Genomic DNA, 20,173 nt, shown 5'->3' with positions numbered 1-20,173 from the left:
GGGCTACAGCCCTCCCGCAGAATACGCTTGAACCAGCCTCTTGTCGCCGTTTCGTTTTGGGAAGGTATCAGGCCGCCTGGACGGCATTGGTTTGCCTGCGATTGTTCCATGTGGCGGATGGTATCCCGGCCAAGACGCCACTTTGTGGAAGAAATCAACTTGTAACGGAGTTCACAAATGATTGATCAGGAAAAGACGACACTAGACCGCTTGCCGCTGTTCAACGGCACATCGCAACATGAGTCGTTCTCCAGCTTCAAGGAAATTTTGCCCACATCTCGGATGCCGCAGTCCGCGGTGCCGTGCGAGTTTCCCGATGGCGAGCCGATCTCACTCCCGCCAACCTATGAGTTTGGAGGCGCGACCCGCTCCCTTGAAGGATTCCTTTCGGATACCGACACGGCAGCGCTACTGGTACTGAAAGATGGTGTCGTTCGCTACGAGCGGTATGCTCTAACCGGCGGCCGAAACGTGCAGTGGATCTCGTGGTCAGTCTCGAAGAGCTTTGTCTCGGCTCTGGTAGGTATCGCCATAGCCGAGGGCCACATCCGTAGCGTTGACGATGCAATCAGCGACTATGTTCCTGTACCGACGGGTTCGGCATATGACGGCGTCCGGATCAAGGAAGTATTGCAGATGTCATCGGGTGCACGCTGGAATGAGGATTACCATGATTCCAGTTCGGACGTTTTCCGTCTCGGCGCCGCTATGAGTGACGTGGGTACGCTTGATGCGTTTGTCGCCGGCATGGTGAGCGAGAGTCGGCCCGGCACGGTGTGTCGCTACAACTCGGGAGACACGCAGGCGCTCGGCGCCCTGGTGGTTCACGCAACAAAGCGCTCACTGACCGACTACATGAAGGAGCGGCTGTATGAACCGCTCGGAATGACGTCGCCGGGCTACTGGCTGATTGACAGCGTCGGGATGGAGATGGCGTTCGCAGGACTCAACCTTACCGCTCGTGACTTTGCAAAACTGGGAGAGTTGTATCGAAAGGACGGTGTCTGGAAGGGCAAGCAGCTCGTCCCCAAAGCCTGGGTGAAGGCCTCGATCACTCCTGACGCACTCCACCTGATGCCGGGAATGCCAATCTTGGCGGACCACACGTTGCCACTCGGCTATGGCTACCAATGGTGGATTCCCGACGGCAATCGAAACGAGTTCAGCGCGATCGGTATCTACAACCAATTCGTTTATGTTGATCCTTCCCGCGGCGTCGTCATTGTCAAACTCTCGTCGAACCATGCATACGGGACAACCATGACGGAAGAGACAAATCGGGAAATTGAGACTATCGAATGCCTTCGTGCAATTTCGCAGCAATTTGACTGACCTTGTGAGCTAACCAGTGGCGCCCCGGTTAACAGGGTCCTCAGAGGTGGCGCCGTTTGTTCGGACAGGGGATCCGGATTTTTAAGTGGAGGCGCTGGGGCAGTCAAGCTGCCGATTTGATCGCTGGCAGCGTGGCGAAGTATGCCTCATTCGGAGTCTTGTCTGCCAGACTGGAATGGGGCCGTGGTTGGTTGTACCAGCTCAGGTAGTCAGCGACGGAGCGGCGCGCATAACTGACCGAGTCTTAGGCTTTCAGGTGGACCTCCTCATATTTGACGCTGCGCCACAGGTGTTCGACGACCGCGCACGCCGCGAATTGGCGGGATCGCGTCGATGAGTGGCAGCAATTGGGTGACGTCGTTGCGGTTCGCCCCGGTCAGGATTGCACTAATGGGGACGCCATTTGCATCGACGAGGATGTGATGCTTGGAACCTGGTCGCGAGCGATCCGTGGGGTTCGGACCAGTTTTTCGCCCGCCCCAACGGCTCGCACCGACGATGAATCGACGGCTGCTCGGGAGAAATCGAGCTGGCCGACCTCGCGCAACGTCGGCAGCAGTAGCTCGCGCAATCGCTTCCAAACGCCGGCCGTCTGCCAATCGCGCAAGCGCCTCCAGCAGGTCGGCCCCGACCCAAATCCCAACTTGGTCGACAGGTCGCACCAGCGTACGCCGGTCTTGAACACGAACAGGATGTCGTGCAGTGCAGCCCAGTTCGAAACCGGTGGCCGCCCTGGACACTTCTTGCGTCGAGGTCTCGGCGGCTGCAGCGAAGGTTCGATCAGTGCCCCCAAGTTCGTCGTCAATGATCGGCGCGATCATCCCCTCGGTTCCAGTTGTTCAGATGGCCAAGGTTAACAGCTTGCCGAAAAGGTTAACAGCCCCCGGGGCTCCTTTTTAAAAAGTCTCTAAGAAATATAAATAACATTCAGCGATTCATTAAGAATCTAGCGAACTAGACTTAATAGTAATTCGCGCGCATTCCAAGAACCAGTTAGCGGGTGCGTCAAGCCTGCTGCCTGCACGAATTACGATACCGAATGGCACCGTCGGAGATGCTTCGACCAAACCGATCTCTTCACTCGAAGCCAGCCACGGTGTCGATAACATTGCACGTGGGACTGGAGCGATTACGTCGCCTTGCGTGATCAGGACCATGGAGGCAAATGACGATGGGCATTCGATCACGGTGCTGGGCATAGAAACATTGTGCTGCGTTAGCCACCTGCGGACGGCTTCGCTAATGCCTCCGCTCGAACTATCCATTATCCAAGCCGCATCCGTCAAACTATCTATCGTACGCAGAGCTTTACTGAAGCGGCCTCGGCGCCCTACGATCGCTATGCTCATCATGCCCCATGGCTCAAACGACAGATCTGGCCCCAACGTATCAGGGAGCAGCGCTGTGATCGCCAAATCTACCGTGCCATCGCGCAGCATAGGCAATGTCTGCGACAGGAACGCGTCTCGAATGCTGAGGGTCGCATCAGGGAAGCGTGATCGAAATCTCTCCAGGGTCTGCGGCAGACACAGGACAGAAAATGCCGGTGTTACTGCGGCTGTGACGCGGGGTGTGCTCCTGCCGAGCATGGCACGTACAGCGGCACGAGCCTCGTCCATTTCCGCAAGAATCAGCTTCGCGTGATGCAGCAGCTCGTTCCCCACGTCTGTCAATTGAACGCCCTGGGGACTCCGATGTAGCAGGGTGGCATGCAGTTCAAGCTCAAACTCACGGATTGATTTTGTCAGCGCGGTTTGCGACAAGGAAAGTGCCTTCGCCGCCGCGCGCATGCTGCCATATTGGGCGATGCTGACCAACGCCCGAAGCTGATGATTTTTCATTTCTGCCTGAATCGCAAAGGATGAGCAGCCGGCGGGGGGGCCCGACTACTAGACTAGGTGATAACCAAAAGTGCTCGCGCTTAAATAATATCAGTACCCGCGGCAGATGACTTTGGTTAGCATCTAATCAGCTTAACGCGCGGTGCGCAGAGCCCAGAACTCTAGTGGAGACCAGATGCCTTTTTCAACCAACCTCCCGTACGCAGCTCGAGCGTCTACGGATCTCGCTGACTACGATGCCGTCGATGAAGACAGAATTTATGCCAAGGTGACTCGCAGAATCGTCGGCTTACTCTTTGTCTGCTACGTTTTCGCCTTCCTCGATCGGGTCAATGTCTCATTCGCTAAGAGCGCTATGCTTGCGGATCTTGGCTTCAGTGAGGCCGTCTTCGGACTCGGGGCGGGAATCTTCTTTGTGAGCTATTTCCTCCTGGAGGTGCCGAGTAACCTGTTGCTCGCTCGCTTCGGTGCTCGGCGCTGGATTGCGCGAATTATGGTTTCATGGGGCCTGTTGTCCGTGATGACGCTCTTTGTGCAAACACCCATGCAGTTTTATGTGCTGCGCGTCCTTCTCGGGGCGGCGGAGGCCGGCTTTTTTCCAGGGGTCATGCTGTATCTAACGCAATGGTATCCGGCGCAGCGTCGTAGTCGCGTTATCACACTCTTCATGGCTGCGATTCCGATGTCGAGCATCGTGGGCGGCCCGCTTTCTGGTTGGATACTGAAAAGTTTTTCAGGTGCGTATGGACTCGCGGGCTGGCAATGGCTCTTCCTCATCGAGGGAATTCCCGCCGTGTTGTTAGGGATCGTTACGTTGAGGTTTCTTGATGACTCGATCAGTAAGTCAAGGTGGCTTACTGAAGGGGAAAAGCAGTTTCTGCAGCAGCGAACGCAAGGTGATCAGAGCCACGCAGTCGTGCACAAAATGAGCAAAGCACTGAGTTCACCGACGGTCTGGCTACTGGCCGTCGTGAACTTCTCTATCCTTGGCAACGTGACCTTGCACTTTTGGATGCCGTCCATGCTGCGCTCCGCCGGATTGATGGACCCGGTCAAGCTAGGGTGGATGGTCTCCGCGATCTATGTAGTCGCACTCGTCGCCATGCTTATCCTTGGGCGCACATCTGACCTGATGCTCGAGCGACGCTGGCATGTCGTCATTCCCGGCCTGGTTTGCGCCGTTGGCACGGCATCTATGCCAATCGTTCTCCATGACCCGCAGCTTCTGTGGCTGGCCTGTTTGGCCGCGATTTGCGGAAATATCATCGGCAATGCCTTGTACTGGAACTTGCCGACGGCAATTCTGTCTGGCGGGGCGGCCACAGTAGGCATAGCTTTCATCAACGCCTTCGGGCAGATCGCGGGCTTTTCCAGCCCTACCATGTTCGGATGGCTATTCTCAGCGACTGGTAGCCCAACATGGGGCCTGACCATCCTCGCAACCTGTACCGCACTGGGAAGTTTGGCCGCTCTATTGATCCCCTCGCAGCTTGTCAATCGATAAGGAAGAGTGAGTCAAGACTATGAAATTATCCGAATACTTGCTCCATGATGGACTGGCACTAGCGATGCTGGTTCGAGAGAAAGAAGTCCGCCCCATCGAGCTGTTGGAATGCGCAGTCGAGCAGATGTTGCGCGTACAGCCCTTCATCAACGCGGTCTGCTGGGAGGAACTCGACATGGCGCGTACCGTCGCGTTCTCCATGGAACAGTCGCCCGTCCGCGGAAGCTTTGCAGGCGTGCCTATGCTGGTTAAGGACATCATGCTTGCAGTTAGCGGGTTCCGCCTTACCAATGGTTCTCGGTTATTCGCAGGTGTGCGCTGTGAACATGACAGTGAACTCGCGGCGCGCCTAAGACGTGCCGGGTTCAATTTCTTCGGTCGGACAACCACGCCTGAGTTTGGCGCTAATTGCACGACGGAAAGCCCAGCTTACGGCGCGCCTACTCGGAATCCCTGGGATACCGACTACTCTTCTGGGGGCTCGTCGGGGGGCGCTGCTGCTGCAGTGGCAGCTGGCATCCTGCCCGTGGCCCACGCGTCCGACGGCGGTGGTTCGATTCGAATCCCCGCGGCCTGTTGTGGCCTATTTGGTCTCAAACCCACGAAGATGCGCAATCCACTTGGTCCTGTCGCTGGGGAGGGATGGGGAGGGATGAGTGTTGAACACGTCGTCTCGCGTTCGGTTCGGGACAGTGCTGCCGTTCTCGACGCAACGCACGGCGCTGATCTAGGCGCGCCATATGCGGCGCCGGCCTATATGGGCAAGTATCTAGCGGAACTCGAGCGACCGTTGCAGCCGCTGCGCATCGGACTGATATTAGACTCACCATCCGGCGCACCGGTGCATCAAGACTGCATCGCCGCCGTGGAAGATGCGGCGCGCCTGTGCGAGGGACTGGGTCATCAAGTTGAGCACGTGACATTGCCGGATCTGGACTTCGAGGCATTTGGCCATGCGATGCGGCTCATTGTCGCCGCCGGAACATCTCAAGCAGTGCGAGTAGGGAGCGCCTCGCTCGGGGTGCGTCCCAGCCTTGAGAGCCTTGAAATATCGTCATTCACGTCCGTGGACTTTGCGCTTCGTCACTCCGCCGCCGACTATGCCGACGCAATTGCGCGGATGCATCAGGTCGGGCGCCGATTAGGGACATTCATGGAGTCCTACGACGTCCTACTCACGCCTACACTCACGACTCCGCCGGCGCGAATTGGCCGCTATGCTGCCGATCGAGACTACGTCACCCATCGTACCGACACGTTGCTCTATACCGCCTTCCTGCCCTACTTCAATGCTAGCGGGCAGCCAGCGATGTCGGTACCGCTTTTCTGGAACGAGAACGGTTTACCTATCGGTGTGCAGTTTGTCGGAAGGCTTGGCCGTGAGGATATCTTGTTCCGGCTGGCGGGCCAACTGGAGCGCGCGCGCCCGTGGTTTGATCGATTAAGTCCGCTCGCGTTACCACCGCAGGCGGGCTAACCCAGGGTCGAGTTCCTCCTCTTGATGAACTCAACGCGAAACTAATGCCCGGTTCGGCTCGCCAAGCTTCTCCCCGTCGTCCAAGGCGGTTGACTATTGCGAGCAACTAGGCCCTCAATTCTTCCATCAAGCGCGTGCAGTCGGATTCGAGCACACGGCCCGGGCAAATTCGTGCTCGATCTTCAGCACGCGAGATCGAACATGGCGGCTACAATCCTGATGCTCGAACTTCCTCGAGAACAAAAAGGAGCGAGACGAGCGGCTATCCGTTTTTGGCAAATTTTCATAGCAACAATTTATGTAGGAACAGAGATTGCACGTTGCGATGAGTTAATCATAGGCGCTTTGCAATGCATAACTTGACAGATACTCCAATCGAGAGCAACCCCTACTTATTGGGCTATCACCGCACTCATGACGTAGAAGAGCACGCCAACAGCTACAACCACTGGGACGTTCGACTCGACCAACTTTCAAGCGGAAAATTCGAGGGAGAGGTCATCAGCCTGCAGCTTGATGGGATGCAGATGATGCGTGACCGGGCTAACCAATCTATTAGCAAGAATGGAGCGAGTTCACCTAGCTCCATAACATTCAGTCTGTCTTTAAAGGGGCCTGATGCGTTCCGATGTGCCGGGCGCCGCCTTGATGATGTTAGCCACCTCATCGCCCGAAGCAGCCAGCATCCTGAAATACAGGCACCAAAAGATTCAGACGTCCTCTACATTGATCTCGATGAGGCAGAGCTAGCCGAGGCACTTGGACGTCAGCGTAGAAAGTTCAGACTAGAGGACCTGCCTAAATGCTATCGGAGATCCCAGACTGGAGATCCGGAGGGACTCGCACAGCTCGCTCGCGGGCTACTGGATAGCAGGATGCTCGGAAGCCCCATCCTGAATCATGCAGGTCTGCTTAATGGCGTGCGCGACGCAGTACTCCTCAACGTTCTCGACCTTCTAGATGCCGATATCGATTGCCCGCCGCTTACGCCCACAGCCCGCAAAAGGACGGTGGATCGGGCGAGAGCCTATGCGGAGACGCCACGAGATTCCCCCCTTTCCATTCTTGAACTGTGCAACTTTGTCGGTGCTAGCCGGAGAAAGTTGCAATACTCCTTTCAGGAAATCGTAGGTATTAACCCGGTAGCCTATCTTCGCACCATTAGGCTTAACGCTGTGCATCGTGCACTCCTTCAGAGCGCACACCCATGTTCGGTGCAGGATATTGCCTTGAGTTGGGGATTCCTGCATTTAAGTCGGTTTGCCATTGACTATGCAAAGCTCTTTGGGGAGAAGCCATCCGAGACCGTCCGGCGAGTTCGCGGTTGTGTTGACAGAAACTTTGCCAAAACTGGCTAACGCCCGTTGCTCGAAATCCGCCACCCAGTGTGTTGAGCCATCCAACACAAGAGAGGAGAGTTTCGATGAGATTGTCGGTGATGAGTTGGGTGTCTTGTTTTTCTATTGAGCTTGCCCCCGAAAAACGAATCCCTTGCTGAGCGTTTAAACTCAAGCAAGGAGAGTCGAAAAGATGAGCAAAACGAAGCGAGCGCGCTACACGCTCGAATTCAAGCTGGAAACGGTTCGGCTGGTCAAGGCCGGCCAGAGCATTGCGGCGGCGGCTGCGGCGCTGGGCGTGCCAGGGCAGTCGATTTCCAACTGGGTCAAGGCTGAGCAGGAAGGCAAGCTCGGCGGGGCCGGCACGAAGCCGGTCAGCGCGGAGCAGATGGAATTGTCGAGACTTCGTGCCGAAGTGGCACGCCTGAAGATGGAGCGTGACATCCTAAAAAAGGCGTGCGCGTACTTCGCGAAGGACTCGACGTGAAGTACGCTTTTATCGAACGCAATCGTCACCACTGGCCGATTTCGGTGCTATGCGAGGTGCTGGAAGTCAGCCCCAGCGGCTTTCATCAACGGCGGCAGCGCGCCGCCAAGGTGGACAAGCCACAGCGCAGCCGCGTGAGCGACGACTCGCTGCTGGCGCATATCAACCCAAGTAACCTCGCTGCTTGAGTTCTTGCCGGATCACTTCAGGAAAGCGACAGCCCTGGACGATCCGTTCCTCGATATAGTCGCGATAGGGATCCAAAGGCGTCGGACTCCGCGCCTTGGGTACGCGCTCGGGGAATGATCCACCCCCAGTGACGAACCTGCGCACGGTTCGTTGGTCGATTGAAAGCTCGCGCGCTATTCCTTTCATCGAGCCGCCCTGGGCGCGTAGCGCCATCACCTGCTTGTATAACGCCAGCCGCGTGGCGCGTCGCTGATCGCTCAGACGCTCCCATGACCGTTGCGAGTTTGGGCTCGGAATCCCCTGCCGGCCAAGGTTCACCTTACTGACGTTTACTTGCTGGGCGGCTTGGCGCAGCTGTGGCCCGAGTCGGTATAGCAGCCTCTCGACGTTGTCGCGCAGGTTGCTCAGCAGATGCCAGCGATCCGAGACTTGCTTGGCTGCCGGCAGCGCAATGTCGACCGCTTCGGAATAGGCCTCGGCTCGGTCCCTGGCGACAATCTCGATCGATGGGTGCACACGCATTCACGCAGCCACCGCAATGGCTTCCCTGCCGGCGAACACTTCGATCGGCTCACGTCTCTCCAGGTCGACCATGATTGTTCCGTATTGGTGACCGCGTGCGATCGCCCAGTCATCGATGCCGACGACCCGCGGTCCTGGTTTGGGCCTGCGCTCAGGTACTCTGCGCATTTCCCGCAGCACGGTGTCGGCACTCGTGCGCAATCCTTAGGCGTCGGCAAGCCGGGCTGCCGCCTCACCACCGAGTGCGTGGCCCAGCGCGTGCAACGCCCGAGCCTGCGATCGCGTACGACGTTGATGCCGCCAGGCCAAGGCGTGGATGTTCTCGGCAAACGTACGACGGGGGCAGTTGGCGTTCATACACTTGAAGCGACGGACCTCAATGGAACGACCCGCTGCTCGAGCATTGGAGGTTCTACCAGCTTGCGCACATAGCGGCCGTGGAGTCGGTGACTCCAACTATGGCAGGTCGGGCACGGTGCCCTGCGAACTGTACTGCGGGCTTCGATAGTAATGGTCTCCCCTTGCACGTCGCTGGAGACGAAGCGCTTACCCACACGGGCGAGAATACGATCAATCCCACCGAAGACTTGCCTCATGGTAACGATCAACGTCGACCAAACCGGCCGGAAATCAAGGGCTTGACGCGGCCGTCACACAAAGTGCGGGAGACCCTGATCGGAGATGGCTCCCATCATCACCAATACGACTGCTCGTAGATTCGATCTCATTTTCCTCTCCATCCCTTCTTCAAAAGAATGCCAATACAAATAAACGGAAGCTGCCTCGTCCCTGCGGGAATACGGGCGTCATGGATGGCCTCCGCCCCGTTTGGCGAGCTGCATGGGCATCTCGGCTTCACTCGCGGATGGCACTCGAGGCGTTTTTTTGCCAGCCTTCGCCTCGTCAACGACATGCGCATGAGCCGAATCGCGGAAGGCATGGGCTTCCGAAATACCGAGAAAGGGGGTGAGTTCCAGGAAGGCAGGGATCAACTTTCTCATGTAAAGAGTTCGGGTCATTTTTGCGGATTGCTAGTTGAGCGGGCACAGGGTCCCCGAAGCTCTGGCGTCTGCCTTGACGGTGCATGACTCCAACGTTTCAAGACGGTCCGCCCACATTCGCGCGGGCCGTCGTCCGACGCTGGCTTAACGGGTAAATATCTGGGCGGTTGTGATCGCCATGTCAGCGCCGGGCAGGTTGACGTCCTTCAGCTTCCGCATGGAATCAGCATCATAGACGGCCACGGTATTGAAAGTTCCGGCTAGGTATATCTTGGTGCCTGCCTTGTTCAGGCTGAGGCAATAGTAGCTATGGTCCAGCGGCGCGCTTTGAATCAGCTTCTTTTCGCGAATATCGTATTTGGCGAGATGGTTCAGCACGCCGAACATCAGGTTCGGATCCTTGGGGGAGCGTCCGCCGGTGAAGAACACCTCGGTAAAGGGCCCGAAATCCGTGACTTCCGACTTCCCGGTTCTCAGGTCGATATCGATATAGCCGTAGACGACCTCGGCGCCTTCCGGCTCCTTGTTCTCGTCCCTGTAGCGCTCCGCCGTAAACAGCAGGTTGAAGGTGTGTTGCGGCCGCTGCTGGGGCCAGGCGGAAAGCACGTCGGGCGCCCCGTAGAGCGGGCGTGTCCAGTGACGCAGCGGTATGGCAACTTCCGTCTTCCCTGTCGCGGGATCCATCTTGTAGACATCGGCCCCCACGACGAACAGGCTGCCATCGTCCGCGGCCTGGAGCAGCGTCGTCTGGCGCGGTGCGGGGAAGGTGCGGGCGGGCTTGGCTTCGAGCCCGGCGTCGGTCGCATAGACCTGCAGGCGCGGCGTCTCGACGGCGTAGTTGTCCCGGTTCATCCTGGTGGGATTGACGATGCTGTAGATCTCCTTGCCATCGCGGCTCAGCCCGATGGAAAAGAACGCCTTGGCACGTTCGGACCAGTCCTGCGCGAGAGCGGCGTGAAAAACCACCTTGCAGGTGTCGAGTTCCACGCCGTAGAGATCGCCGTAATGGTTGTTAAGCACATACGCGCGGCTGCGGTCGGGGCTGATCTGCACCGTGCCCGGCCCGAACTTGTCCGGCAGGGTGCATGTCTTGTACATGCTGTCGGTTTCAGCATCCACGACATTCAGGTTGTTCGGATAGTTTGTAACGGCGAGATACTCGTGGCCTTTGCGCAGCGGCAGATCGCTGGCGGCAAACGCGGGCAACGCGAAACGCCCCAGCGCAATGGTGGCGGCGAGAGTCAAGAACGTCTTGTATCGCATGGCTGAATCCTGTCTGATGCGCATTGTCTATTTTTTGTCCGCCGGGAATACAGTCCCCAGGTTGCGCCAATCCTGCCCCGAATCCATTGCGCTCTTGTTCCAGTCCGGGTACGTGTTCATCATGTCGGGAACCTGGGCAGGCCACCAGCAAGGATCCGAGCAGCCATACAGATCGGACTCCATCGGCTGGCAGAGCGACGCGACACCACCGAATACATCAACTTCCCAGCCCGGGTCCGTTGTCGCGGTGCATCCTGCGATCGCGCTCATTGCAATGACTTCTTCCAGACGATCTTCCATTGCCGCCTGCTCGAGCTGTCGCGCCTTGTTGTTGATCGGCTTCAAGTGCTTCATGTTAATTAGCCTTCCGCGGTGTGATATAACTGCTAATGAACGCCGGATTGGATGCCATGATCCGGCTATAGACCTCGATGCCGAAGTCGATCCAGTCACGCATCAGTTCGCAGTAGTGGTAAGTCGGATGCGTGGGGTCGCCGTAGCGCGCATAGCTCTCGTGGTAGCAGCCGCCCGAGCAGAGATTGCGTATGCGGCAGGTTTCGCAGCCGGTGCCGCTGCGGTCCAGGCGCTGCGAAAGGAAATCGGTCAGGCCAGGCTCATCGACGCCGGTATGGACGTTACCGAAGGTCGGTAGCGACGATCCGGTAAAGCGATGGCACAGGTTCAGGTCGCCCTTGTGATCCACTGCGAGCATCTTCAGGCCAGCGCCGCAGGGCAGGGCTTTCTTGTGCCCTTCGTGGATATCAGTGATGAGCTGGTGCAGATTGGAGAAGCCGATATTCCGGTGCTCCAGCGCGGCTGCAAGGTAGCGCCTGCCGAGCGCCTTCATACTGGCAAATACGCCCTGCAGCTCTTCCGCGGTCAGGTTGAACGTATCGATATCGCCGGAGGTGACGGGCGCGAAGCCAACCTCGGCAAAGCCGATTTCATTGAACAGGTGGTCCCAGATCGCCTCGACGTCGGAGGTGCCGCGGGTCAGGGTGACGCGCGCGCCGACCGGCCGGCTGGTATAGCGATCCAGCAGCATCGCGACCTTGCGCCGGACCACATCATAAGTGCCGCTCCCGCCCACCGTCAGGCGATTGCGATCATGGATCGACTTCGGGCCGTCCATGCTGACCGAGAGGCCAAAACGATGGGCATTCAGGTAGTCGACGATTTCCTCGGTCAGCAAGGTCGCATTGGTGGTCATGACGAAGTCCACCACCTTGCCTGCCGCGGCAAAGCGGGCTTCGCAATGGTCCACCATGTATTCGATCAGCTTGCGGTTGCTGAGCGGCTCGCCGCCAAAGAAGACTACCGTGTAGCGCGGCTCGTCGGGCGACTGGCTCAGCAGCATTTCCACCGACGCCTTCGCCGTTTCGACGTCCATCCGCTTGCCGGCGGATGGTTTGTCCAGATCCTCTTTGTAGCAGTACGTACAGCTCAGGTTGCAGCCGGTGTTAACGTTCAGCACGACCGTATTCAACGCCGTGCCTTCCACGCGCCGCATGCCGAACTCCGGCGTGAGCGGCATGCCGTTGCTGACGATTTCCAGCGCCAGCAGTTCGCGCAGGGTCTCGTCGACCTCCGCGCCATGGAAGCGTCCGGACAGGCGTGCCATCAACTCTTGCGTCGTACACTGGCTGCCCCGCAGCGCGTCGATAATCCCGGCGGTGAGACTGTCCATCGCGAACAGCGAGGTGCTCGGGATGTGAAACAACATGCGCTGGTCCGGCTCGACCCTGACCTCGTGCACATTCCGCTCGACTAATTCCAGCATGGCGTCCATTGGACTCTCCTTCATCCGCGTGTGAGCGGACTCGCTTCCGGTTTCCGATACTCTTCCAAACCCGCTCACGCGAGCACCACGCTCCATCAGGAGCCGGCGGACGCGGGTCCTCCCGTTATGCGGCGCATCAGGGAATGGGGGGGTTGTTCCAGCGCTGGACGGTGACGATCATGTGCGCTTCGCCCTTCTGAACGCGGCCGCCGTCTTCCACCGTGGCGATGACTTTCAGGTTGCCGGCATTGTTCGTCGACATCGTTCGGGCGGGATTGGGCCCTGCGTCGCCGGGCATGAAGATGCCCGCGTCGGCGCGCATCGTGCCGGCGAAGTTGACGTCGCGATCCTCCACGGCGCGTTCGTTGAACGGTGCCACCGACCAGCGCGCCGGGACATAGCCCACGCGGAACGCCTTGCCGTTGGCATCCTGACTCCATGCTTCCGCGTCGAAGCGCCCTTCCACCTTCGGCGCGGCCCCGCCGTTCCCGCCGACGCGAGCCACCGAGTACGCCGGCAGAACCTTGACATCCGTCACTTGCCGATAGATGGCAAGCCCGGCGCCCTGGACCTTGCCGATGCGGATGGGGCGCACGCCGGTTGCCGCCTCGTCGCCGATCCGGACCTTGACGCGCACCTGCTCCGGCGAACGCTGCATCACCCGTACCACCTGGATGCCGGGGCCGAAGTCCGGCGTGCCGTTGAGCTGCGTGCCGACTACGGTCAGCTCCGCCTCGGCACCGGCTTTGACAAACTCCGGCTGCACGGCGAGCACGCGACCGGATGCCGCCACGCTTGCTTGTACGGCATGAAAGTCGAGGCCGCGCTCGTCGTGCACGGCGTCGAACATCCGCCCCCGCAGCTCGCCGTCTTTGGCGGTGAGGACCTGGCGCATCGTTACGCCATCGATGGAGATGCTGCCACGCCATTCATAGCCGGTATAGACGATCGCCGTACCGCTGCCGTTGAAGGGGCGTCCGTCGGCGTACTGGCCGTTGACGGAGACTTTGAAGTTGTCGCCGCCGGCACTGGCCACGTCCATTACGCCACGGATATCGCCGCTGCCCGGCATATGGCCGCTGAAGCTCCAGCGGCCACGCAGCGCTGCCGCCTCCGGCTTCTGCTTTCGCCAGTCCTTCCAGTCGCTCCTCTCATACGGATATTGCTTCTCCAGCATTGGCACCACTTCCTTCAGCGCGACCTGCAGCCAGTCGCGGTCGCGCCCCATCGCGGAATACTCCACGGAGGGCCACTGGCCGAGGTGGAAATTCACCAGGTGCTCCCATTCCTTGATAGGGCGGCGCTGCAGCAAAGGACGCGCGGCGGAATGGCAGCGTGCGCACATCTCGTTGAACAGCTTGGAGTCAACTGCCTCCACCGTATTCATGCGGCGCTCGATGCCGTAGCGGGCGCTTTCGGCTTCGGCCGGCGCAAGACCTTGCTTGTCCGCCAGGTACTTGACCACGATGCGGCGGTCTTCGTCGCTGATGGACAGGCCGTGCATGGTCTGCATCCGTGCAATGGTCATCAGCCACCCTTCCGGGGTCTTGCGCTGGTGGCTGATCCGGCTCCAGGAATCCTTGCCTTCGGCAGCATGGCAAGCGGCGCAAGTCTGGCTGATGACGGCCTGTGCATCGCGAGCGTGCGCTGACGAGCCAATCGTCATCAGGAAGCCTGCGGCCCCAAGACTGCATAGGATCATGGTCTTTCGCAAGAGGATGGGTAACACAGTGGAAAACACAGTGAGGCTCCTTTGCCTTGAGTCGTATCGGTCCCGGCCCTGCAAGGGACGGCACGCTTTATCTTTCGAAGGCTATTTAGCAGCTTCCGTGCCAATGGCAGGACAAGCGTGCACGGCGGGAAAACACGGCCTAAATGCGAGCCAATACCCTCACCGGAGCTCGGCTCGCTGTATTACTTTGCGACTGACTGTTTCATGCGGCCGCTTTCGTGGCGACTACTACGCATCGGTGCTGTCGCACGATCTCACGCTCCAGTCTCGGCAGTCGCAAATGGAAACAGCGGCAGCGGGCGTCATTGGCCGCAAAAGTGAAGCGGAGGTCCGTTTCTCCATTACCGCGGGTCTAAGAGGCAACTGGTATGGAAGCTGCTTTTGCGGGATCCCGTCCATGGGATCCCATCCATCGATGGTTCTTCAATAACCAGGAGACACTGCGACATGCAACCCTCTCTCACCTCACTGCCGCAAACACAGGCATTTCTCGCACGCCAGCCAAAGATGCTGATCGATGGCGCGTGGCAAGACGCCATCAGCGGCGCCACCATGCCGGTCCGTAATCCTGCGACTGCCGAGGTGCTTTGTCGCGTTCCCAGTGCGCAAGAGATCGATGTCGACCGCGCGGTTGCGGCGGCGCGCAAGGCCTTCGACGATTCGGCATGGAGCCGGACGCGTCCGCGCGATCGCCAGAATCTCCTGTGGCGCCTGTCCGACCTGATCGAGCGGGACGCGCAGCTGCTGGCCGAGCTGGAATGCGTCAACAACGGCAAGAGCGCAACCATCGCAAGGGTCATGGATGTGCAGCTCTGCATTGACTTCCTGCGCTACATGGCAGGCTGGGCGACCAAGATCGAGGGGTCCTCCGTCGATGTCTCGATGCCGCAGATGCCGAACGCACACTTCCACAGCTTTATCCGCCGAGAAGCCGTTGGCGTCGTTGGTGCGATCGTCGCATGGAATTTTCCGCTTCTGCTTGCATGCTGGAAACTGGGCCCGGCACTCGCGACCGGCTGCACCGTGGTGCTGAAGCCGGCTGACGAGACGCCGCTGTCGGCCCTCAAGCTTGCCGAGCTGATGGCCGAAGCAGGTTATCCGGACGGCGTGCTGAACGTCGTGACGGGATCCGGTGCCATCGCCGGCGCTGCGCTGTCCCGCCATCCTGGCGTCGATAAACTGACCTTCACGGGATCCACTGAGGTCGGGAAGCTGATCGGCAAGGCAGCAATGGATTCCATGACGCGCGTCACGCTCGAACTCGGCGGTAAATCGCCCACCATCGTGCTGGAAGACGCCGATCCACGCATTGCCGCGGCCGGTGCCGCGGCCGCGATCTTCTTCAATCAGGGCCAGGTCTGTTGCGCAGGCTCGCGTCTTTATGTGCACCGCAAGCATTTCGACAATGTGGTTGGCGAGATCGCATCCATCGCCGACGGCATGAAACTTGGGAACGGGCTGGACCCCAACGTGGAAATGGGGCCGCTCATTTCGGAGAAGCAACAGCAGCGCGTATTCGGCTATATCGAGCAAGGACGCCAGCTTGGCGCGCACGTGGCCTGCGGCGGCGCGCAATTCGGGCCCGGCTACTTCGTCAAGCCCACTGTGATGGTGGATGTGGACCAGAAGGGCCCGCTGGTGCAGGAGGAGATTTTCGGTCCGGTGCTGGTGGCGATGCCGTTCGACGACATCGATGACGCAATCCGCATGGCCAACGACTCGCGGTATGGTCTTGGCGCGAGCATCTGGACCAATAATCTCTCGGCGGCACATCGCATGGTTCCCAAGATCAAATCCGGCTCGGTATGGGTGAACTGCCATAGCGCCCTGGATCCGGCAATGCCGTTCGGCGGCTTCAAGCTGTCTGGCATCGGCCGGGAAATGGGCGCGGCGGCGATCGATAATTACACCGAGCTGAAGTCCGTGATCATGAACGTCTGACGCAGGGGCGCTGGCGCGGGGCTAGCGCCGCGCCTGGCACTAAACTACGGGATAACGGTGCGCAGCGAGCCAGGCGTGCAGCGCCTGCCGCTGCCTGGGAGCAACGGTTTCCAGGACGCGCGCGTTGGGCTCGCGCTGTAGTGCCCTGATCACGGGCGCCAGTTCGACGCCATTCAAGTGCCAGATCCCGACAGGCTGCTCGGGAGTGATCACTACGTCCGCTTCATCGATCAGGCCGTCCCGGATGACCGGCGCCCTCTCCACCCGCAGATGGCGAAAATCAACGGGCACTACTAGCGGCTGCTCGTCCGGCCAGCGGTTACGTGGCTGCCAGAAGGGCGAACACGCCCAGCGATGTTCCGTGGCGTAGAAATCGCGGCCGATCCTGGCAAAGCGGGCAAAGAGGTTGTCAATGCGCTGCTGGTGAAAGCGCCGCGCCAGCGGCGCGCGCTCTGGTCGAGTCAGTATCGTGTTGATGACTGCCGGCGCTTGCAGCGCCGACGACAGCGACTGGAACATCCCGTTCCCGGACAGCGGGTCCACGGCCATGGCGGCATCGCCAACGCGAAGCCAGTTTGCTCCGACGGTTTGCGCGCAAAGCGTGGCGGTACTGCTGCGGGCGTGCAGGGTGGCGGGCCGGCGCGCGCTTGCGCCGAAGAATTCCATTGCCACTACAGAGCCGGCACGCCGCGCGGCACAGAAGGCCGCGAGTTCATTCTTGCGTGGCAAGGCGGCACTGCCCGCATCCAGGGTCCACTGCCAATAACATCTGCCGTCGCGCAATCTTGCCATCCATGCCCAACCGTCCTGCATGCTCTCCACCGCGGATCCGCGGGGACCCGGCCGGCCTTTCCATTGGCTCAGCAAGCTCAGGGTTTCCGGACCGCGCACGCCTTTGCCAGCGGCGGGCGCCAGGCGTCCACGCGCCTCAACCAGAAAGTCCGCCTCGAGGTAAGCGGTGCCTTGTTCCCCTTCAATTTGAGCGCGATGGCTGCTGGAACAGGACTGCACACCGCGAACGTGTGCCCGGATGACATCGATGCTTGCGCGCCGAAGGTCTTGGCGCAGGGCTATATCGAAGCGGCGGCGATCGACAAGGTATTCCGCGTTGGGTGCCAGCGCGGTGCCGTTCCAATGCACGTGCCGCACCGAGGGCGGGTAAACGCATTGCGCCGCATCGCTCAAGCCGGACTGGCGCAGGCCTTCCAGCACGCGTGCCGAGACACCCTCGACCGCGTCGAAATGCCGCCATTCGCTGACGACGCTGACACGGTAGCCGAGACGGCCGAGGGATAACGCGACCGCGGCGCCCGCAGGACCGGCACCCAGGACGAGGACGTGGGCGACCGTCATGCCAGCCGCTTCCTCTCGATGCCGACGAACGCGGCATGTTGCTTCAGGTGCGCCAGCAGTTCGTGGGGACGGACCCCGGCTTGCATCAATGCGGCGATAGTGCCGCTGATGGCGGCGCATGCAATACTCGCACCCGCCGGCCCGCGCGGGTCGGTTGACACCACGGCGCCAAAGTCCGCCTGGGCGCTGCCGAGCCAGGACCATTGGCCGCGGCCGCAGCGCGCGTCCCCGGTCACGCGCAGCACGTTCGGGTAGCTGGCGGGAAACACCGGCAAGCCCTGCGCCGGGCAGGCGGCGCACAGCAGGATGCCCGCTTCCTGGGCGCGCATGCAGGCATCGCGCATCAAGAGACGATCGGTGCGCACGCCCAGGCTCAGGTTGATGATATTGACCTCCTGGTCGATGAGCCAGTGCATGGCTGCGGCAATCTGCAACGGGGTGGTGTGCCAGCGGTCGTGAAAGACTTGAGCAATGCAAAACCGGGCGTTCGGCGCGTGCTGGCATATCGTTTCCAGTACGGCACTGCCGTGGCCAAGGCGATCCGCCTCGGCCTCGCCTTGACCGAGCTGCAGCTCCGCATCCAACCGGAATCGTTTCGCCGCCTTCACCACGCCTGCATGGCGAGCACGAATACCACTGTCGACAATCCCCACACGCACTTCCCTACGCATTTTGAGCATGCTCCTGGCGATGTGGCCGCAGCATGCCGTCGGCGAGTGTCAGATGCAAATCCGCCCGCGCGAGCGTGGATGCCCGATGGCTGATCAGGATCCGGGTACGGCTGGCAAAGAGGCGATCTACCTCGGCGATCAGCTTGCGCTCGGTCGCTTCGTCGAGCGCCGACGTGGATTCGTCGAGCACCAGGATGGATGCATCCTGCAGCAGAGCGCGCGCTATCGCGACGCGCTGCTTCTGCCCACCGGAGAGCTGCTGGCCCCGCTCGCCGACCTCGCTATCCAAACCGTCCGGCATGCTTTCGATCAAGCCGTCGAGCCCCGCCATGCTGGCGATCCGCGCGATGGTTTCACGGGAAGATTGCGGCGCGCCATAGGCTATGTTGGCGGCAAGGCTGCCACGAAACAGGATAATTTCCTGGCTCACCACGGCGATGCGCCTGCGCAGCGCGTACAGGTCGAGGTCGCGCAAGTCGGTGCCGCCAAAAAGAACACGTCCCTGCGGGGGATCGTAGAACCGCAGCAGCAGGTCGACCAGGGTTGATTTTCCTGTCCCCGACGCGCCGCTGATCGCCACCTTCGCGCCTGCGGGTATGGTTGCCGTGATGCCGCGCAGAACCCAGTCGTTTCGTTCGGCATGCGCGAACCAGACGTCCTCCAGACGCAGGTCGCAGCCGGCCAGCGGTGGTTGCACAGGGTGCCGTGGCTGCCGCACCGTGAGTGGCTCGCGCTGCAACTCGATGACGCGGCCGAGACTGACCGTCACCCGCTGTATTGCGACATATAGACCAAGCAGGCTCTTTACCGGTCCCACCGCCATACCCATATAGGTGGAAAACGCGATCAGCGATCCCAGTTGCCACTCCCCGTGGATGACCCAGTAGCCGCCGACGAGAAATGCGCCTGCCCGTGACACGGAGGTTAGCGTTCCGGGTACAGATTGCGTAAAGAACTCTGTGAGCTGCAGCTTCAACAGGCGTTGCATGTAGCCGTCGCCAAGCTGGTCAAGACGACGCTGCTCCGCGCCTTGCTGCCCGGCGGATTGAATAAACTTCATGGCCGGCAGCGTCTCGACCAGGAAGCATGACAGATCCGCGGAGCTCTGCCGCAGGCTGCGGGCGTCGCGCTCGACCTTCTGGCGCATCCAGCGCAGCCAGAAGAATTCGAAGGGAATCAGCACGACGATGAGCAAGGACAGTTTCCATGATAGCGACAGCAAAAGCACGACCGCGCCTGCCAGGCCGATAAGGCTCGATACGGCGGAAAACAAGGAATCGAGCGCAAAGCGTTGGATTTCCGCGACATCGCCATCAAGCCGGGAAAGAAGATCGCCGATCCGCCGGCGGCCGTAGAACGCTGGCGACAATTTTTGCAGGTGGGCATAGAGCGCACTTCGCAACGAGAACAGGATTCGGCCAGACAGGCGCGTGTGCAGATAGCGGTTGGCACCGCCGAGTACGTTGCCCACCATGCCCGCGCAGACCATGGTTGCCGCGGTAGCCACCAGCACGGGATAGTTTCCAGCCAGCAGGCCCTTGTCGATCAGCAGCTTGGTCAGCATGGGCTGCGCCAGTACGAGTAAGGTCGCGCACATCGAAAGGCCAAGCAGCGCGGCAATCCCCAGCCGGTGCGGCCGGATAAACCCATATAGCCATGCGAGCGCTTGCTCAAGCCTCGCGCTGTCGTCCGTCTGTGCCAGTCTGAGGAGAAACCCGAACATATGCCTTCCCACACGGCCAA

The 20,173-nt window shown here is 60.1% G+C and carries 15 protein-coding genes and 3 pseudogenes; 6 read left to right on the top strand and 12 right to left on the bottom strand.

Annotated elements, in window-relative coordinates; genetic code table 11:
• The first annotated feature begins 177 nt into the window (after positions 1-177).
• On the top strand, positions 178-1,332 hold the full coding sequence (locus F7R26_RS37810; RefSeq protein ID WP_150991960.1) for a serine hydrolase domain-containing protein: 1,155 nt from the start codon (positions 178-180) through the stop codon (positions 1,330-1,332).
• Between the two features lie 103 nt (positions 1,333-1,435).
• On the opposite strand, the pseudogene F7R26_RS37805 reads toward F7R26_RS37810, so the two are convergent.
• From F7R26_RS37805 to F7R26_RS37795, 3 genes and pseudogenes are all read right to left on the bottom strand, one after another.
• Positions 1,436-1,630: pseudogene (locus F7R26_RS37805) on the bottom strand (integrase core domain-containing protein); the annotation flags it as partial.
• Positions 1,629-2,153, bottom strand: a pseudogene (locus F7R26_RS37800) (IS5 family transposase); the annotation flags it as partial. The pseudogenes F7R26_RS37800 and F7R26_RS37805, both read right to left, overlap by 2 nt.
• A 117-nt stretch (positions 2,154-2,270) precedes the next feature.
• Positions 2,271-3,173 carry a LysR family transcriptional regulator gene (locus F7R26_RS37795; RefSeq protein WP_150991962.1) on the bottom strand — a complete coding sequence of 301 codons (903 nt, stop codon included), beginning with the start codon at positions 3,171-3,173 and terminating at the stop codon, positions 2,271-2,273.
• A 175-nt stretch (positions 3,174-3,348) separates the two neighbouring features.
• On the opposite strand from F7R26_RS37795, the gene F7R26_RS37790 reads away from it, so the two are divergent.
• The 4 genes and pseudogenes from F7R26_RS37790 to F7R26_RS37775 form a co-directional block, all read left to right on the top strand.
• Complete coding sequence (locus F7R26_RS37790) at positions 3,349-4,677, top strand: MFS transporter (protein WP_150991964.1); 1,329 nt, start codon at positions 3,349-3,351, stop codon at positions 4,675-4,677.
• A 19-nt stretch (positions 4,678-4,696) separates the two neighbouring features.
• A complete protein-coding gene (locus tag F7R26_RS37785) occupies positions 4,697-6,154 on the top strand; it encodes an amidase (RefSeq protein WP_150991966.1) in 1,458 nt (485 codons plus the stop codon).
• 350 nt (positions 6,155-6,504) lie between these two features.
• Positions 6,505-7,512, top strand: coding sequence for a helix-turn-helix domain-containing protein (locus tag F7R26_RS37780; RefSeq protein ID WP_150991968.1), 1,008 nt, complete (start codon positions 6,505-6,507; stop codon positions 7,510-7,512).
• A gap of 172 nt (positions 7,513-7,684) precedes the next feature.
• Positions 7,685-8,142 (top strand): annotated as a pseudogene (locus F7R26_RS37775) (transposase); the annotation flags it as partial.
• Here the strand turns inward: F7R26_RS37775 and F7R26_RS41290 are convergent.
• From F7R26_RS41290 to peaA, 6 genes are all read right to left on the bottom strand, one after another.
• The gene (locus tag F7R26_RS41290; protein ID WP_241754838.1) at positions 8,141-8,689 is read right to left on the bottom strand and encodes a transposase; all 549 of its coding nucleotides are present in this window, start codon (positions 8,687-8,689) and stop codon (positions 8,141-8,143) included. The pseudogene F7R26_RS37775 and the gene F7R26_RS41290 overlap by 2 nt on opposite strands.
• An 806-nt stretch (positions 8,690-9,495) precedes the next feature.
• Positions 9,496-9,690 carry a hypothetical protein gene (locus F7R26_RS37765; protein WP_150991970.1) on the bottom strand — a complete coding sequence of 65 codons (195 nt, stop codon included), beginning with the start codon at positions 9,688-9,690 and terminating at the stop codon, positions 9,496-9,498.
• A 144-nt stretch (positions 9,691-9,834) separates the two neighbouring features.
• Positions 9,835-10,953, bottom strand: coding sequence for a quinohemoprotein amine dehydrogenase subunit beta (gene peaD / locus F7R26_RS37760; RefSeq protein WP_150991972.1), 1,119 nt, complete (start codon positions 10,951-10,953; stop codon positions 9,835-9,837).
• A gap of 27 nt (positions 10,954-10,980) precedes the next feature.
• The gene (qhpC, locus tag F7R26_RS37755) at positions 10,981-11,307 is read right to left on the bottom strand and encodes a quinohemoprotein amine dehydrogenase subunit gamma (RefSeq protein ID WP_150991974.1); all 327 of its coding nucleotides are present in this window, start codon (positions 11,305-11,307) and stop codon (positions 10,981-10,983) included.
• Position 11,308: 1 nt separating this feature from the next.
• Positions 11,309-12,742, bottom strand: coding sequence for a quinohemoprotein amine dehydrogenase maturation protein (peaB, locus tag F7R26_RS37750; RefSeq protein ID WP_150991976.1), 1,434 nt, complete (start codon positions 12,740-12,742; stop codon positions 11,309-11,311).
• Between the two features lie 127 nt (positions 12,743-12,869).
• Positions 12,870-14,435, bottom strand: a complete 1,566-nt coding sequence (peaA, locus tag F7R26_RS37745) for a quinohemoprotein amine dehydrogenase subunit alpha (protein WP_150991978.1) — start codon at positions 14,433-14,435, stop codon at positions 12,870-12,872.
• 477 nt (positions 14,436-14,912) lie between these two features.
• Here peaA and F7R26_RS37740 point away from each other — a divergent pair, with 477 nt between their 5' ends.
• The gene (locus F7R26_RS37740; RefSeq protein ID WP_150992003.1) at positions 14,913-16,406 is read left to right on the top strand and encodes an aldehyde dehydrogenase family protein; all 1,494 of its coding nucleotides are present in this window, start codon (positions 14,913-14,915) and stop codon (positions 16,404-16,406) included.
• Between the two features lie 39 nt (positions 16,407-16,445).
• Here the strand turns inward: F7R26_RS37740 and qhpG are convergent, their stop codons facing one another.
• The 3 genes from qhpG to F7R26_RS37725 are packed head-to-tail and all read right to left on the bottom strand — an operon-like array spanning position 16,446 to position 20,153.
• Positions 16,446-17,759 carry a flavin-dependent monooxygenase QhpG gene (gene qhpG, locus F7R26_RS37735; protein ID WP_150991980.1) on the bottom strand — a complete coding sequence of 438 codons (1,314 nt, stop codon included), beginning with the start codon at positions 17,757-17,759 and terminating at the stop codon, positions 16,446-16,448.
• Positions 17,756-18,430: a subtilisin-like serine protease QhpE gene (gene qhpE / locus F7R26_RS37730; protein ID WP_150991982.1), complete on the bottom strand. Its 675-nt coding sequence runs from the start codon at positions 18,428-18,430 to the stop codon at positions 17,756-17,758. Before qhpE ends, qhpG begins: the two co-directional genes overlap by 4 nt.
• Positions 18,423-20,153, bottom strand: a complete 1,731-nt coding sequence (locus tag F7R26_RS37725; protein WP_150991984.1) for an ABC transporter ATP-binding protein — start codon at positions 20,151-20,153, stop codon at positions 18,423-18,425. Before F7R26_RS37725 ends, qhpE begins: the two co-directional genes overlap by 8 nt.
• Between the last annotated feature and the right edge of the window lie 20 nt (positions 20,154-20,173).

It is taken from the genome of Cupriavidus basilensis (genome assembly GCF_008801925.2).
Lineage (GTDB): Bacteria > Pseudomonadota > Gammaproteobacteria > Burkholderiales > Burkholderiaceae > Cupriavidus > Cupriavidus basilensis.
This window is presented reverse-complemented; position numbering and strand designations above follow the sequence as displayed.